Source organism: Aporhodopirellula rubra, assembly GCF_014192335.1.
GTDB lineage: Bacteria > Planctomycetota > Planctomycetia > Pirellulales > Pirellulaceae > Rhodopirellula > Rhodopirellula rubra.
On the sequence record NZ_JACHXU010000011.1, the window covers coordinates 224,426 to 239,701 of the forward strand.

Below are 15,276 nucleotides of genomic sequence, written 5' to 3' on the forward strand. Positions count from 1 at the left end.
AGACGAATCGGCGACGTGTGCCTCGAGCGCGCGTTCAATTGATGACGGTGAAGCCCCGATCGCTGATGGAGCCTGAGGCCAACGCCGATGAAAATGTCACGTCACCCCGAACTGCATCGCAACAATCGCATCGGATGGTTGCGCGCCGCTGTGTTGGGCGCAAACGATGGAATCGTCTCCGTTGCGGGACTCTTGGTCGGGATGACATCCGCCCACGCCGACCAACAGACTGTGCTGCTGGCGGGTGTCGCGGGTCTGAGCGCCGGTGCGATGTCGATGGCCGCCGGAGAATATGTCTCGGTCAGCTCGCAGGCAGACACCGAACGAGCCGACCGGCTTCGAGAAGAACAGGAACTCGTTGAGTTCCCCAAAGAGGAGCTCGACGAATTAACGCGGATCTATGTCGCCCGAGGTCTCGCCCCCGAGCTCGCTCGGCAATGTGCGGTTGCCCTGACAGGGCACGACGCCCTGGGGGCTCACCTGCGTGACGAGCTGGGGATCACCGATGAACTCACCGCTCAACCGCTGCAGGCCGCCGTCGTCTCCGCGTTCGCCTTTGGGGTCGGGGCGTTGATACCGGTGCTCGTCGCCGCATTCACTCCAGTGGGCTGGTCGCTGATCGCGATTGTGTTCTCGACGATCGCGAGCCTTGTGTTCCTGGGCGGTCTTTCGGCCTCCGTCGGGGGAGCCCCCATCCTCACCGGTTCATTCCGCGTCGCTTTTTGGGGCGTGGTCGCGATGGCGGTGACCTACGCGATCGGGCTGTTATTCGGCATTTCAGTTGCATAAGTGTTGCGAAACGCTTGTCGAATACGCCATTTCGGCAGTCGCGGTTGCCGAGTCCTGCCCTCCCAAAAAAGACGAGAACTTCGCCTTTTAGGACCGATCAACACGACTCTCGAGGGCGTATGACAGTGGTCCATCACCTCTCGACGGAGTTTTCGTATGAACGGTTCCTGGCATTTGGGTCGATTCGCTGGCATTGACGTGCGTCTGCACTGGACGTTTCTGTTGCTGCCGCTGTGGATCTATTTCTCCAGTCTCGCGTCCGGAAGCGGTGCTCTCGCGGCGACGGGGTCGGTGTTGATGATCCTCGCCGTGTTCGCATGCGTTCTCCTGCACGAATTCGGCCACGCGTTGACCGCGCGGCGATTTGGAATCCCCACCCGCGACATCACCCTGCTGCCAATCGGCGGTGTCGCCAGCCTCGAACGCATGCCTCGCGAACCGTGGAAAGAGCTGGCGATCGCCGTTGCCGGTCCCGCCGTGAACGTTGTCATCGCGGCATCGCTGTTCGCAGCACTTTGGATCGTCAAGCCAGTCGTCGGATCCGTGAGTTCATTCGTCAGCCAACTGGCGATCATCAATGTCGCGTTGGTCGTGTTCAACATGCTGCCCGCATTTCCGATGGACGGCGGTCGCGTGTTGCGATCGCTACTCGCGATGAGGTTGCCATATTTACGAGCGACCGTGATTGCGGCACGCGTCGGGCAATGCACGGCCGCCGGATTTGGTCTTCTCGGTTTGATCGGCGGTAACTTGCTGCTGGTCTTCGTCGCTGGGTTCATCATCCTCGCCGCACAAGGCGAATCAATCCGTGCCCGCATGGAGGGCCTAGCATCAAAAGCGACTCCGGCATCGCGTGAGGACTTCACGTGGGACAATGATCTCACCACACCGTATCCGGAAGACTCCAGCGATATCGTCAAAGCGCGTTTGCTTCGAGAAGCCGCCGCACAACGTGCCCCTTCGCGTTCGATGCCCGTTATCAGCGCCCAGTGGAACTCACGAAGTGCGTTGGGGTGGCTGGGAAAAGACTCAATCGATGAGTTCCTCGTTTCCCGTGGCGGATCGGTGATCGGGCGTCTCGATAAGAACGATCTTCGTCACGCCGTTCGAAACGGTCGCGGTGCGATGACGATTGACCGATTGCTCGCAACGGGCACGTTCCGTTTGCGACCACTCGCCTGATGCATCTGTTCGGATGAATCCGATCTACAGGATCAAATTCATTCCCAACACGATGCTGTCTTGAACCACGTCACGATCGCTCACCGTCGTGATGTCGATCAGCGGAGCGAATCCACTGCTGCGGACGTACTCGATCGAACCGCGGCAGTGATCGCCGAATCGCTTTCCGTAGCCGATGACGAGCTGGCTATTGAATTCAAATTCGCTTCCGGACGGGCCTTGCTCACCGGAACTCCAACTCACGCTCATGTGCGAACCCGACGGACCGCGGTCAAACCAATACGCCGCTTCGGTCCGGTACGCCAATACCGGGGAATCGGTTACCGGCCAATCGTCAGTCGTCGTGACATACTCTCCCGCCAAAGTAATGCGGTCAATATCGAGTCGCGCATTAACCGACCAGGCGCTGTTGTAGTCCTCGCCGAATTGATTCGCGTCGAGATGCTCAGCCGTGAATCCGTCATAAATCGTGCCCAATAGAAATCCGCTGCCCAGACGCAATTGTCGGTCGGCATGATCGCCGAGCGTGTAAGTGAGATTCGCGGCAAGATTATTCAGTTTTCCGCGTTCGGGTGAATCCGACAAACGAATCCCACGGCCGCCATTAATCCCGGCGAGCGTGATGTCCCAAGTATCGTCATGGTAGCCACCGCCGATTCCCTCGCCCAAGGCTGCAAAGTAATGCCACGTGACACTCTGAGTAAAAGGACTCAACGTGCTGAAATCGCCGAACCCGATCGTCTTTTTGCCGAGGTAGAGATAGAACGGCGACACGTTCAAGTCGCCGATCACCGCGTACGCCTGACGAACTTGAAGACTGCCTTGTTTGAAATCAGCAAACGAAAACACATCCGAAAATAACAGCTCGGTGTACACGCTCGCATAGGGAGTCACATGGGCGGTCGCGTGCGCATTGGCGTGCAACATCCTTGCATCGGTCGCGGTGCTGCCGCTGAAGTCCGTCGGAAAACGCCCTAGATAGGGAAACTTGTTTTCGCTGTTTGTGGTCGCTGCCAAGAACGACAACCGGGCTTGTCCGCCGACGATGACGACGGGGCCACGATTGCTTCGCCGAGCATGATCCTCGAGGATCAACGTTTCTTTATCGGTTTGCCGGTTCTGAAAGTCAAGCAGCGCGTCACTGAGCCGGACGTCGAGCTGCAACCAATTCCCCGATGCGGCACGACACGAATAACAACTTCCGTCGCCACATCTGATTCCGTCGCACCCCGCGTTCTCGTAGAAAATCGAACCGCAACCGGGATCGTCGCAGCCTACGTCATCGCAGCCCAGATCGGCGCAAACAGGATCGACGTAGCTGGCGGGCGAAACGGCATCGAGTGGCGGGTAGTACGAATCATCCGTCACCGGTGGCGTTTGAGCGTGGACACATTCGCCGCCGATCGCGACGAGGATTGCAAGCGTCGCGAGAAACAGTAGGAATCGACGGCGTCGCATCATTTCGTTTGCTCGCTCAATTTAACGACGTGAATTCGAAGGCTTTGCGGCCGACTTCACCGTATCCGCGTCAACGAGCTCTTCCGTCATGCGAGCACGGTATTCCATCATGCTGCCGGGGCCTTGAAAGCCAACGACCGTTTCGTCCCAATCGAGTTCCTTGCCGAGCAAGAACCCGTTGTCGACGTCGAACCGCACGCTGCCATTACTCAATTGCTGCACGACTTGCGCCCGCAACGACTCTTGGTCGATCGGGGTCAACGTTTGGCTCTTTATTGCGATCGTGGCGACGCCCGCTTTGACTTTCTTCAGCGTGTAGACCTGGCGAATCTTGATCGTCTTGACTTGACCGTCATCCGTACGAGCTTGGATTTCCGAAGGCACGCTCCAACTCTCGCCTACCACAACCGGCTCGGCGGGCAAGGTAAGTGTGAGTGATCCCATTCCGAGGGATGATTTCGATCCCGCATGAGTCTCGCGTTTCAGTTCGGAACCTTTCCCATCGATCGTCACGGTCGCTAAAGGAGTGCCGATCTGTTCGGCCACCACGCTAAAGATCGCGGGAGGCTGTTCGCCCTTGAGGCTGTCCCAGCGGACTTCCGGTTTGTCGCCGTTTTGTTGTGTCATCTCGACCGAGTCGATTTGGTGATCGAAGGTCATCTCTGTGTCCGTCGCGTTACGAACCTTCCACGATCGGACGCTGGTCGTGTGGACGTTGGCGATCTCTTCGGTGCCATTCATCCGAGTCTTCGTTTTGGCAACATGCGTCACCTTGTAACGAACCGTTTGGTTGGGCGCCAGTTGATGACGTAGCAGGAATTTTTCCTCTGACGCATCGACGAGCACGCTAGCACCGGTGTCAGCATCCACAGGACGTTCAGCGTGTGAATACGTCGCAATTCCAAGGCTCAATGCCGCTACGGACAAGCGGCAGCATGTGCGGGCGAGAATCGATGTGCGCGGTCGATGAGACATGGCGTCGTGGACTCCTGAAGGATCAAACGAGTGTTTTACCGCTCGGATTTAGCAGAACCCCACCCACGACCGCTAGACATATCAGGTTTTCCGGGATCGCTCGATCACGCGTCTCATTGACGCAATCACTCTTCCGGTCGGTGCGTGCAGGTGGTGTTTGTTCAGTAGTCACAGCCGAGCAGACAGCCGATCTGACCACCGCGGCAGCACACGCCTCATGCTGTCGCGTTGCGCTGCAAATCGCTACCTTGACGGGTCCTGATGATAGGGTGCCGCTAGCCTGTTGGGGTTCGCTAGCGGTTTCATGATTCCCTGCTCCCTTTCCTCCGATGAGTGACGTCCTGATGATCCTGATTCGCCCCGGATGCCTCGCACTGCTTCTATGTTCCATGCTCGCAGTGGACGGATCGCTCGCATTCGGCGAAACGACCTGGAACCAATGGCGTGGGCCGGATCGCGACGGCGGCGTGAAATCGGAACCCTGGCCGGCGGAACTGCAGGGAAAACTGACCAAGGTTTGGGAGCGAGAACTCGCGCCGAGTTACAGCGGCCCAGTGATCCAAGACGGCATGGTTTTCACCACCGAAACGATCGACAAAAAGATCGAGCGGGTCACCGCCTGCGACATCGCCACGGGTGAAACTGCGTGGACGCAGGAGTGGCCAGGGTCCCTCGCGGTTCCATTCTTCGCCGCCGCCAATGGGGACTGGATCCGGTCGACTCCCGTTACGGTGCCGGGATCGTTGGTCGTCCTGGGCATGCGAGACGTCTTGGTCCGGTTGGACACGCAAACGGGCGAAGTGCTTTGGCGAATCGACTTTCCCGAAAAATTCAAAACGCCTTTGCAACCGTTTGGTGCGGCGTGCTCACCACTGATTCATCAAAACGCCGTCTACGTGCAACTCGGCGGCGGACTCACCAAAGTCGATTTGCAAACGGGCGAGGTCCTTTGGAACGTCCTCGGCGGTGGCGGTGACATGTCGAGCACGGGCGCCTTCTCGAGTCCCACCGTAGCGACAATCGCCGGCGTGGAACAATTGCTCGTCCAAACCCGAAACGAGTTGTGTGGCGTTTCGCTCGATAGCGGAGAGGTGTATTGGCAGGAACCGATCGAAGCGTTTCGCGGAATGAACATCTTGACCCCGCTCGTGATCGGCGACGCGGTCTTCACGGCGGCACACAGCGGCGTGAGTCAGTTGTTCGACATCAGTCGCGACGGCGATGCGTGGAAGGTGTCCGAGCGGTGGCGTCAAAAGACGCAAGGATACATGTCGTCGCCCGTCGTGGTCGGCGAGTTCATTTACATGCACATGAAGAACGAACGTGCCGTTTGCCTGTCTGTCGCCGATGGACAAATCGCGTGGACGAGCCCGCCGGCAGGCAAGTACTGGAGCATGGCACGCAACGGCAACCAAATCCTGGCACTCGCCGACGACGGGAACCTGCGTCTGATGGATGCCACACCGGAACGGTTTACTGTGACGGACGAAACGAAGGTCGCCGAAGACAGTTGGGCGCACATCGCCGTGCAGGGCGACTTGGTATTCGTTCGTGCCCTGGATCGCTTGACCGCGCTGCGTTGGGGCGACTGACCTCGTGACAACGTCAAACACAGCATCCCCTTCGCGCATACTCGGCATCGATATCGGCGGTGCGAACCTGAAGTACGCGACCGAAGACGGCCGCTCGTTCGAACGTTCGTTCCCGATGTGGACGCGTCACGAGGAACTCGGCCGCCAACTCACCGAGGACATTCAACGCTTCGGCGACGTTCGCGCACTCGCGGTCACCATGACCGGCGAACTCGCCGACTGCTTTGCCGGCCGCGCCGACGGCGTCAGACGGATTGTGGCTCAGGTGACCGATTGCCTGCCGCGTGTCGGACTGAGCACGGCCGGCTTCTATGGCACGGACGGACGATTTTACAATGCCGATTCGGCAACCGAGAACTGGGAGAACATCGCCGCATCGAATTGGCACGCCTTAGCCAAATCGGTCGGTCTGCGGCTGATCAAAGACGCTCTCCTTATCGATGTGGGATCAACAACGACGGACGTGATTGCGATTCGTGACGGCGATGTTCTGACGCATGCGGCAACGGACTACGAACGACTTCGTGAAGATTGCTTGGTTTACGTCGGATGCCGGCGCACGCCAGTATGTGCGTTGGTTTCCGAACTAAGATTCCGAGACGAGAGCGTCCCGGTGATGAACGAAGTCTTTGCGACGATCGACGACGCTCGATTGATTCTCGGTCGGCAAAGTGAAGACAGCCGCGATCACGAAACGGCGGACTCCCATCCTCGTGATCGCCGCCACGCCAAAGCACGCCTGGCACGAATGATCGGATTGGACCGCGATCAAATGACGGATCAGGAAGTCAGCGACCTATCGAAACAGATTCTTGCGGCCGCAGAAACGCGAATCGAGACGGCGGTAACGAAGTGGATCACCATCTTACAAACTTCGACGCAGCAATCCCCGACAATCGTGTTGAGCGGTCACGGGCAGGACCTCGTGCGTGTTCCCGACGATGCCCGAGTGTTGGACTTACGTGAAGAACTATCCGGCAGCGTGTCACGCGGCGCTCCCGCGTGGGCCGTTGCCGTCTTGGCGGGTGAGGACGCATTCATGAATGCCGCGTGCGAAACAGTAAAGGACGCTGAACGATGAGGTTGCGGGTCATCAAGATCGGCGGCAGCCTCCTGGTGCGTGATCACCTGATGGCCGACCTTCGCGTGTGGCTCGATCGACAACCTCCCGCGATCACGCTCGCCATTGCGGGCGGTGGCGAGATGATCAACGCGGTTCGCCAATGGGATCGTTTGCGTCCAGGGGATCCGGCGAACGTGCATTGGCGTTGCGTCGAGATGCTGCGATTCTCATTCGAATCACTCGCCGAATCGTTTCAATCCGATTCTCACTTTCCTGACTTCGAAACGATCGCGGACGTCGCCGCATGGCATCGATTCGCAACCATCATTGCAACTTCGAAATCCATCTCACAGTCGACTCCCAAACTCTATTTGGGCAACGTTCCCGCGTTCTATCACCGAGACTCTGTCGCCCAGCACACATCTGATCGAGTGCCGCGTTTGCCTGAAACGTGGGACACCACGACCGACGCGATCGCATTCTGGATGGCCGCGCGTTTAAACGCCGATGAATGCGTCGTACTAAAATCGTGCGATGTTGATCCGGCCTCGTCACTGGCGGATCTCATCGATGGCGGCGTGGTTGACCCAGCCTGCTCACGTTTTGCAGGCTGCGACTTCCGGATCGTCGTCGAACGATTGCCACTTGCTTCGTAGACGGTCTAATTCGGAACGCGAGGGTCGCACGACACGCAAATGAATTAGACCGCACGTTCGGATCGAACGATTTCTCCACCCTCGTCAGCCGCTCCCGGTCCGATTTCGACGATCCAATCCGCAGCTTGGACGAGCATCGGGTGGTGCTCGATCACGATCAGCGAATGTCCGTCCGCGATCAGTGCGTTGAAGCAATCGATCAAACGCTCCACGTCGGCAAAGTGCAATCCCGTCGTCGGCTCGTCCATCAGGAACAACGTCCGCCGGCGTTTTGTTCCGGCGAGAAACGCAGCGAGTTTCAATCGTTGAGCCTCTCCCGAGGAAAGGGTCGTTGCGGGTTGGCCGAGATGGATGTAATCCAAACCGACATCGATCAACCGCTTTAGTCTCGCCTGTGCTTTGGGCATCGTGCGAAAGAAGCGATACGCTTCGCCGACGGTCATCTCCAACACGTCCGCGATCGTGCGGTCTCGATAACGCACCTGCAAGACTTCCTCGCGATATCGCCGACCACGACATTCGGGACACCGCATCGAAACATCCGCGAGGAACTGCATGTCAACCGTTTGCACGCCCGCGCCCTCGCAAGCGGTGCATTGACCGGCGGCCGAATTGAAACTGAAATGGCCAGGCTTGAAATTACGAATTTTGGCGTCAACGGTTTCAGCGAACGCCTTGCGAATCTCGTCGAACGCTTTCGCAAACGTGACCGGGCAACTCCGCGGACTACGACTGATCGGCGACTGATCGACTAACAAACAATCTTCAATTCGTTCAACACCTTCAATTCCCTCGTGCGGTAACGTTTGCGCCGTATCCGGGTTCGGCGTCTCCCCACGACGATGCGATAATCGTCGCGAGACGGCACCGAACAAGGTGTCATGGATCAACGAACTCTTCCCACTGCCCGAACGTCCCGTCACCACGCAAAGTGCACCGAGCGGAAACTCGACGTCGATTTTTTTCAAGTTGTGTCCCGACGCTCCACGCAGTGTGATGAAGTCAGTCGGTTTCCTCGCGGCATGTTGACGTTCGTATCCGCCAACGTCATCGGCAAGGTATTCACCCGTGACGGAATCGCTATCGTTTTTCAATTCGTCGGGCGTGCCCTGAAACGTGACCTGACCTCCACCCACACCCGCGTTAGGGCCGATCTCGATCACATGATCTGCTGCCGCGATTAACTGCGCGTTGTGCTCCACCGCGACAACGGTATTGCCACGATCGCGCAGCTCGACAATGGTGCGGATCAAGTTGGTCACATCGTCGGGGTGCAAACCCGCCGTCGGTTCATCGAGGACATACAACATCCCAACGAGAGTGCTGCCGAGCGCCGACGTCAATGCAATCCGCTGCGTTTCGCCACCTGAGAGCGTCCGCAATGGACGGTCGAGTTGCAGGTACCCCAATCCGACCGCGTCCAAAAAGCGAAGCCGATCGCGGATCTGTCGCACCGGTTCGCTAGCAATGGTGTACTGCCGCAGATCGTGAGCCTCGGCGACCATCGCGAGAGTCAACTGGCTATCCGTACCGGTCTCACATTTTGAATCCGTCTCGCTCTCGGCAGTGGTAAGGTGCCCGCTATCGGCATGGGATTCGAATTCGAGTGCGGCAAGGAATTGATCGAGTTGATCGCAACGCATTTCCAAAACATCCGCCACGTTCCGACCGTCGATCCGATAGGAAAGAGCCTCGGGTTTGAATCGCTTGCCCTCACAGGTCGGACACGTCGTGTAGCTGCGATATCGGGCTGCAAAAACACGCACGTGCATTTTGTACTTCTTGCGATCCAACCACGCAAAGAAACCATCGAGTCCTCCGAAATTTCGTTCGGGAACGCCACCGTGGATTTTCTTTAATTCGCTCTTCTTCAACTTTGAAAAAGGAACATCCACGCGAATTTTGTAATCGTCCGCGAGGTCGATCAGTTCATCTAATTCGTGACTGTACGACGGCGTGTTCCAGGGGGCGATCGCGCCCTCACGCAGCGACAACGATGGATCGGGAACCACGCGAGACATGTCGACTCGCAATACGTCCCCAAAACCTTCGCACGTCGGGCAGGCACCGAGCGGATGATTGAAATTGAAGAGACGTGGCACCGGATCGGGAAACTCGAGATCGCACTCGTCGCAGCGGCGTCGATCGCTGACGATCCGTTGCACCATCTCGCGACCGTCGACGGCGATCGTCCGTGGCGACATATCAGACTCGACCGGCGATTCCGGTGCAGCACCGGACGCCTCGTACAGCACGACACCGCGCCCGTTTCCTTCCGCCATCGCGGTTTCGAGCGATTCGGTCCACCGAGGTTGTTCGCTTTGTCCCGACAACCGGTCGACAACGACGATCGCGGTCGCCCCGCGGCTGCCGATGCGCCGAGCCAGCGGACGACGATCATCGTCGGACAACTGAAACGTCTCACCTTTGAGAATCAGACGCAGATAGCCTTCCTGTTGCAGCCCCAACAAGATCTCACCGGCGGACGTCCGGTCGGGCAACCATATCTCGAACCCGACAATCGCGCGACCTACCTGCGTGGCCGGATCCGTCATTTCCGCCGCGACGCTCTGCGGGCTGTCAATTTCGACTTTTCGCCCGCACTGATAACACGTCAAATCGCCCGCTTTCGCGAACAGCAACCGAACATGCTCCGCGATCTCGGTCGCCGTCGCTACGGTACTGCGGTTGTTCTTCACCGCCGAGGCTCGGGTCACGGCGATGGCGGGCGGGATCCCGTTGATGGAATCGCAATCGGGCTTCTCCAACCGCGCCAGATACTGACGTGTGTAAGCCGAAAAGCTCTCGATGTAACAACGCTGCCCTTCGGCGTAGAGCGTGTCGAGCGCGAGCGAAGTCTTGCCGCTGCCCGAGAGCCCGCAGACGACGACGAGTTTTCCGCGGGGAATGTCGACATCAATGCTCTGCAGATTATTAACGCGACAACCACGCAACTCGATTGGACGCGTATCGGCCTCATTTTCTTTACTGGCCGACGTATCGATTGCGGTGATCGTGCCGCCCGAACGCTTTTGACTGCGAGCTTTTGATTTCATGAACGTTTTCGAGTCCTCTCCGGTACAACGACCTTCGCGCCGCCAATTACAATACTTGCTTTACTATTTCGCTTCGGCGACCCTCCCCCCCACACTCCCCTCCGACCAAACACTGCCCAAAATGATGATGAAGCATTTCTCAGGGACCAATCACAGGCCAACTTCGTTGACTCCGGCCATTTCCGCCGTGGTTGTCGCTCTCGCTTTTGGATTGGTTGTGTTGCCTTCGAAAACTGCCGCCGGGCAGGAAAACGCCGCGGCAGCGAACGAATCGCCCGATGCGGCTCAATCCGACGTGGCTAAAGATAAGCCGAACGAGGCGTCGAGCGAAGAGCAGTCGAAATCCGCCGCAGAGGAAAAACAACCCGCCAAAACGAGCGATCCGAAGGCGGACGGCGACGCCGCGAAAATGAAATCCGGAAACGACCAAACTGGTACCGCCGCCACCGATTCCAAGGAATCACAGCCCAAAGAATCGCAACCCGAAAAGGCCGAACCCGATACTCCGACCGAGGAAACACCCGCCCCTGAGCCCGGTCCGGACCCGGAATGGAAAGCCAAGGGCGTTTGGACGTTGCCGCCAACCGATGGCCCCGCCGCGATCGACTTTTCCCTCGTCGGAGAATATCTAGGCGAACTCGAGTCAAGCGACAACAACCAAAAGGACGGCGACTCCGCTGCAAAAAATCGCCGCCTGGGCGTGCAGATCCGCAATCTCGGCAAAGGTGAATTCGAAGCCCGCGCTTACTCCGGCGGACTTCCAGGACAGGAATTATTCGAAGACGAGAAACCGATGCTGCTGTTCGGACGTCGCAGCGGTTCCACCTTGGTGCTTTCGGGTGGCCCATGGGCGATGTTCGCTGGCGCCGAAGAGTGCAAGATCATCGACGAGACCGGCACGACGCTCGCAAAACTTCCACGTGTCGAACGTTCCAGCCCCACGCTCGGTGCCACTCCACCCGAAGGTGCGATGGTCTTGTTCGACGGAACCGACACCAACGCGTTCGCACACGCCCGGATGACCGAGGACAAATTGCTCGCTCAAGGTGCTAACATCAACTTCATGCTCAATGATTTCGATTTGCACCTTGAGTTCCGCATCCCACACATGCCCGCACAGCGGGAGCAAAAACGAGGCAACAGCGGCGTCTATTTGCAAGGCCGCTATGAATGCCAAGTGCTCGACTCATTCGGCGACGCCAAAGTATTCAACGGCCTCGGTGCCCTGTACCGGCACAAGGCTCCTAAGTTCAACATGGCATTGCCGCCGTTGGTTTGGCAGACCTACGACATCCACTTCACCGCCGCACGATTCGCCGCCGATGGCAGCAAAATTCGTAACGCCCGGATTTCATCCTGGGTCAACGGCGTCAAAGTTCAAGACGATGAAGAGTTGCCGGGTCCCACCGGACACGGCAAACCCGAGTCGCCGACTCTGTTGCCAACGCTCATCCAAGATCACGGTGACCCAGTGCGTTTTCGCAATATTTGGGTAATCGATCGCGGATTGTCCGGCGGGATCGAGTTCCCGCAAATGGCCGACACCAAGTAGCCGGACCGCTAAAGTCAAGATCATCGGCTAGAGCATCCACGAAAATGCTGTAGCCGATGTCGACCAAATTCAGAGGTCTGAATTTTGGCGAGACAAGCGGCGGTAAGCGAGCCCGGCAACATGCGTCATGCTCTCGAGCGTTACGACGCGCGATGTGCGTTTTCAAGGTAGCTGCGTTAAACCGAACGTGGTCCAACGTCGCGCGACGGTGGCTACATCAAAAATGGAAACGCTCTGGCGGATCACCCCGTGCGCCCCCAACGGCAGCACCTCCGGAGTGATCCAACCACCGAGGCTTTTATCGTTTGTGGATGAACTCACCCGAAACGCCCGCGACGGAAAATGCGGAACGAATCTCGCTTCGAATCTTTCCCAACGTCGGTGTGAGCGAAATCACACCCACGAGGCATACGATGACGGCCGCGAAATGCAACGCGTTCCCATCGAGCATCGAGAGCACGAGATTGACGACGGCGGCGCCTTCCAAAATCGCCTGCGATACCAATCGTGACGTTTGCGACCCTTCCAAGTACTGACGCAGCGGTCTCGGGAGCGTCTCGTCGCGGTCCCAATTCTCCCACGCGTCCCGCGCCGGTTGCGATGCCGCAACGCCTCCGCTGACCAACTCAGCCACTTCGGGCTCCGTTCGCAGTTTGCTCGCCGCGGCAGACCGCAACATCATTCGCATCAAAAACGCCGTCACGAGTGCCATCACAAACACACCGCCGCCGATCAGCAACAACACCATCTCACCCTCGGCGGCCTCTTCGTCATTCTGCATCATCAAGAACGCGAACACCGCCGTCATCGTGATAATCCCCGACGTAAGTGCGAAGGAGATCAATTGGCCCACTCGCAGGAACTCGCTGAGCGTCGTGGACGTCCTCCCGGTCCTGGACGAGATCGCCGATGAAGGCGATGTGAAAGGATCATTCGAATTGGGATCGTTGGACAAGGGACCACCATCGTGATGCGAAATGCGGATAGAAAGACAAAGCGACCAGGCACGGCAAGAATGCAGCTTGTTTCGCCTCCTTGCTTCTAAACAATCTAGCGGTTTCGGACCAGCCCCGTGGGACGCTGTCGTGGCGCGTCACAACTAATGACACGACAGCCTTCGCGTCAGAGAGACTCGCTCCCCATGAATCCTTCGCATGCGATATGATCTTTGGCGACCGCTCTACGACCTAAGCTTGCGAAAACCATCCATCATCGATTCGAAATCGGACATTCATCGCCAACATGAGTCCTGAACTGCCAACACCGAACTCAATCAGGCACACGCCAATAACAAATGCGGTGAATCACCTCGGCAGCATGTCCGCATTTCCCACCATGCTAATGTGGTCGGTCGTCTTGATCGCGGCCGCAGTCTTCTCCGGTCGCTGGACGTTCCATATCGTCTCCGACACAGCGAGCTATCTGCAGTACGCGTTCTCGCCCGCCTCCGCCGCGGCCGCCGAAATCCGGTCTCCCGTGTATCCATTGGTTCTGCGTCTCTTCACGTCTCTCGCCCCAACCCGTTCGTCGGCACTGCAGCTCGTCGTTCTCGGACAAATCTTATTGCACGCAGCTGCAACCTCGGCATTGATGCTCGAACTCCGAAATTGGAAAACATCCTGCCTGATGTCCTTATCCGTTGCGGCAACGGTGGCGATCGGATGCACGTTCTGGGACAACGTCTCCACCATTGCAACGGATTGCCCCGCCATGTCGGTCGGTGTGATCACCGCAGTCTGCATGATGCGGGGTTGGCGTCGTGGTTTTTCGATTCGTTTGTCCATCGCGATTGCGGCATTTGTCCTCATTGCGATCGGTTTGCGTCCGGCGTATTTGTTTCTGATTCCTTGGACAACAATCGCGATATTTTTGCGTCCCGCTGAGGCAATCGATTCCACGTTTAGCCACCGAGTTCGCGACGGGTTCGTGATCGCGGGCATCCCTGTTGTGACATTACTTGGGTGGTGCGTGTTTCGATACGTCACGGTCGCGGATTTTTCGCTGCTGCCGTTCGGCCATCAAAACATGGCAGCCGTCACCACACAGCTCCTCGACAACGACGAATTAACAACGATCCCTGGAAAACCAGGTGAACTGGCGTCCGAAATCGCCCGACGACGTGTCGAAGTTTCGTTGGGCGAAAATCTTCGAGCGACTCCAAACCAGACATCCCAAATTAGCGACTCAGGCGAGGCTCGCGGTGTCCGCACCACATGTGCCGCCGACGGGCTGGATTTACGAACGCACGGCGATCCATCGCGGCGTGCCGATTCCTACATGACGCTCGAAAACCGTTGGGACGCGATGACGTACCTCGTCGTCGTCCCCGCCGCGGCTCACGTGATCCAATCCGACGCGTCGAACGATGCCGCGCGTGATGCCGACATCGTTGCGCAGCATCAATTGATCGCCGAACTAGATAAGTACATCGTGCGTTCTTACCCGTTGCGATACGCGCGTTGGTGGCTGCTCGCGGTGCGACGGGGATTATGGGGGTCGGCCGCGAACATCGTAATGCACCCCATCTTCTTAATCCTGATCGTTGTTGCGGCACTTATCACAACAGTTCGATGCATTCATCCGTCGCGTGCGGAAACCAACCGAACCTCCGTGACACAATCGCGCGCGGGTGTTCGTGCGTTCCTGCTAATTGCGATCACCTATGGAGCCACCAAACTCGGCTTTGTTGCCTTGACGAGTCCACCGATCGGGCGATTTTCCGATGCCGCATTTGTGTTCGTTCCAGGCGTCATGGCGATCGCGTATTTCGCATTCCAACACAGTCTTCGTTTCGAAGACATTAGCAAGTCGACATCCAAAACGCACTGAGTTTCCATGCAGATCACAAACAAGCTTCCGCCGGTGTCCGTGGTTCGTGCGGACGCGTATAACTAACGCCTCGCATGGCCCGTTCATGCGAGTGTTTCTATTTCTCTTACGCACTCTTTTCCGA

11 protein-coding genes are annotated in these 15,276 nt (G+C 57.9%); 7 read left to right on the plus strand and 4 right to left on the minus strand.

Features of this window, described 5'->3' with window-relative positions; all coding sequences use genetic code 11:
- Window positions 1–87: 87 nt before the first annotated feature.
- Both FHS27_RS16300 and FHS27_RS16305 read left to right on the plus strand, forming a co-directional pair.
- On the plus strand, window positions 88–789 hold the full coding sequence (locus FHS27_RS16300; protein WP_184305958.1) for a VIT1/CCC1 transporter family protein: 702 nt from the start codon (window positions 88–90) through the stop codon (window positions 787–789).
- 156 nt (window positions 790–945) lie between these two features.
- Window positions 946–1,971, plus strand: a complete 1,026-nt coding sequence (locus FHS27_RS16305; RefSeq protein ID WP_184305959.1) for a site-2 protease family protein — start codon at window positions 946–948, stop codon at window positions 1,969–1,971.
- 24 nt (window positions 1,972–1,995) lie between these two features.
- On the opposite strand, the gene FHS27_RS16310 is transcribed toward FHS27_RS16305, so the two are convergent.
- The gene (locus FHS27_RS16310) at window positions 1,996–3,432 is read right to left on the minus strand and encodes a hypothetical protein (RefSeq protein ID WP_184305960.1); all 1,437 of its coding nucleotides are present in this window, start codon (window positions 3,430–3,432) and stop codon (window positions 1,996–1,998) included.
- 18 nt (window positions 3,433–3,450) lie between these two features.
- A complete protein-coding gene (locus tag FHS27_RS16315; RefSeq protein WP_246419913.1) occupies window positions 3,451–4,404 on the minus strand; it encodes a DUF6263 family protein in 954 nt (317 codons plus the stop codon).
- A 389-nt stretch (window positions 4,405–4,793) separates the two neighbouring features.
- Here FHS27_RS16315 and FHS27_RS16320 point away from each other — a divergent pair, with 389 nt between their 5' ends.
- From FHS27_RS16320 to FHS27_RS16330, 3 genes are read left to right on the plus strand one after another with little or no spacing between them, the layout of a single operon-like run.
- A complete protein-coding gene (locus tag FHS27_RS16320; protein WP_246419938.1) occupies window positions 4,794–5,996 on the plus strand; it encodes a PQQ-binding-like beta-propeller repeat protein in 1,203 nt (400 codons plus the stop codon).
- Window positions 5,997–6,000: 4 nt separating this feature from the next.
- Complete coding sequence (locus tag FHS27_RS16325; RefSeq protein ID WP_184305962.1) at window positions 6,001–7,077, plus strand: hydantoinase/oxoprolinase family protein; 1,077 nt, start codon at window positions 6,001–6,003, stop codon at window positions 7,075–7,077.
- The gene (locus FHS27_RS16330; protein ID WP_184305963.1) at window positions 7,074–7,715 is read left to right on the plus strand and encodes a protein kinase; all 642 of its coding nucleotides are present in this window, start codon (window positions 7,074–7,076) and stop codon (window positions 7,713–7,715) included. Before FHS27_RS16325 ends, FHS27_RS16330 begins: the two co-directional genes overlap by 4 nt.
- Window positions 7,716–7,759: 44 nt before the next feature.
- Here the strand turns inward: FHS27_RS16330 and uvrA are convergent, their stop codons facing one another.
- Window positions 7,760–10,771 carry an excinuclease ABC subunit UvrA gene (uvrA, locus tag FHS27_RS16335; RefSeq protein ID WP_246419915.1) on the minus strand — a complete coding sequence of 1,004 codons (3,012 nt, stop codon included), beginning with the start codon at window positions 10,769–10,771 and terminating at the stop codon, window positions 7,760–7,762.
- Window positions 10,772–10,988: 217 nt separating this feature from the next.
- Between uvrA and FHS27_RS16340 the strand changes: the two genes are divergently transcribed.
- The gene (locus FHS27_RS16340) at window positions 10,989–12,323 is read left to right on the plus strand and encodes a 3-keto-disaccharide hydrolase (RefSeq protein ID WP_315854589.1); all 1,335 of its coding nucleotides are present in this window, start codon (window positions 10,989–10,991) and stop codon (window positions 12,321–12,323) included.
- A 298-nt stretch (window positions 12,324–12,621) separates the two neighbouring features.
- On the opposite strand, the gene FHS27_RS16345 is transcribed toward FHS27_RS16340, so the two are convergent.
- Window positions 12,622–13,278 carry a hypothetical protein gene (locus FHS27_RS16345; RefSeq protein WP_184305964.1) on the minus strand — a complete coding sequence of 219 codons (657 nt, stop codon included), beginning with the start codon at window positions 13,276–13,278 and terminating at the stop codon, window positions 12,622–12,624.
- Window positions 13,279–13,640: 362 nt separating this feature from the next.
- Between FHS27_RS16345 and FHS27_RS16350 the strand changes: the two genes are divergently transcribed.
- Entirely contained in the window at window positions 13,641–15,152 is a 1,512-nt protein-coding gene (locus FHS27_RS16350) for a hypothetical protein (protein WP_184305965.1), read from the plus strand.
- Window positions 15,153–15,276: the final 124 nt, after the last annotated feature.

Bases quoted from the DNA above. Each gene is read 5' to 3' on its own strand.
- FHS27_RS16350 (WP_184305965.1), top strand. From the start codon at position 13,641: ATGTCCGCATTTCCCACCATGCTAATGTGGTCGGTCGTCTTGATCGCG.
- FHS27_RS16320 (WP_246419938.1), top strand. From the start codon at position 4,794: ATGCTCGCAGTGGACGGATCGCTCGCATTCGGCGAAACGACCTGGAAC.
- FHS27_RS16330 (WP_184305963.1), top strand. From the start codon at position 7,074: ATGAGGTTGCGGGTCATCAAGATCGGCGGCAGCCTCCTGGTGCGTGAT.
- FHS27_RS16315 (WP_246419913.1), bottom strand. From the start codon at position 4,404: ATGTCTCATCGACCGCGCACATCGATTCTCGCCCGCACATGCTGCCGC.
- FHS27_RS16305 (WP_184305959.1), top strand. From the start codon at position 946: ATGAACGGTTCCTGGCATTTGGGTCGATTCGCTGGCATTGACGTGCGT.
- FHS27_RS16310 (WP_184305960.1), bottom strand. From the start codon at position 3,432: ATGATGCGACGCCGTCGATTCCTACTGTTTCTCGCGACGCTTGCAATC.
- uvrA (WP_246419915.1), bottom strand. From the start codon at position 10,771: ATGAAATCAAAAGCTCGCAGTCAAAAGCGTTCGGGCGGCACGATCACC.
- FHS27_RS16300 (WP_184305958.1), top strand. From the start codon at position 88: ATGAAAATGTCACGTCACCCCGAACTGCATCGCAACAATCGCATCGGA.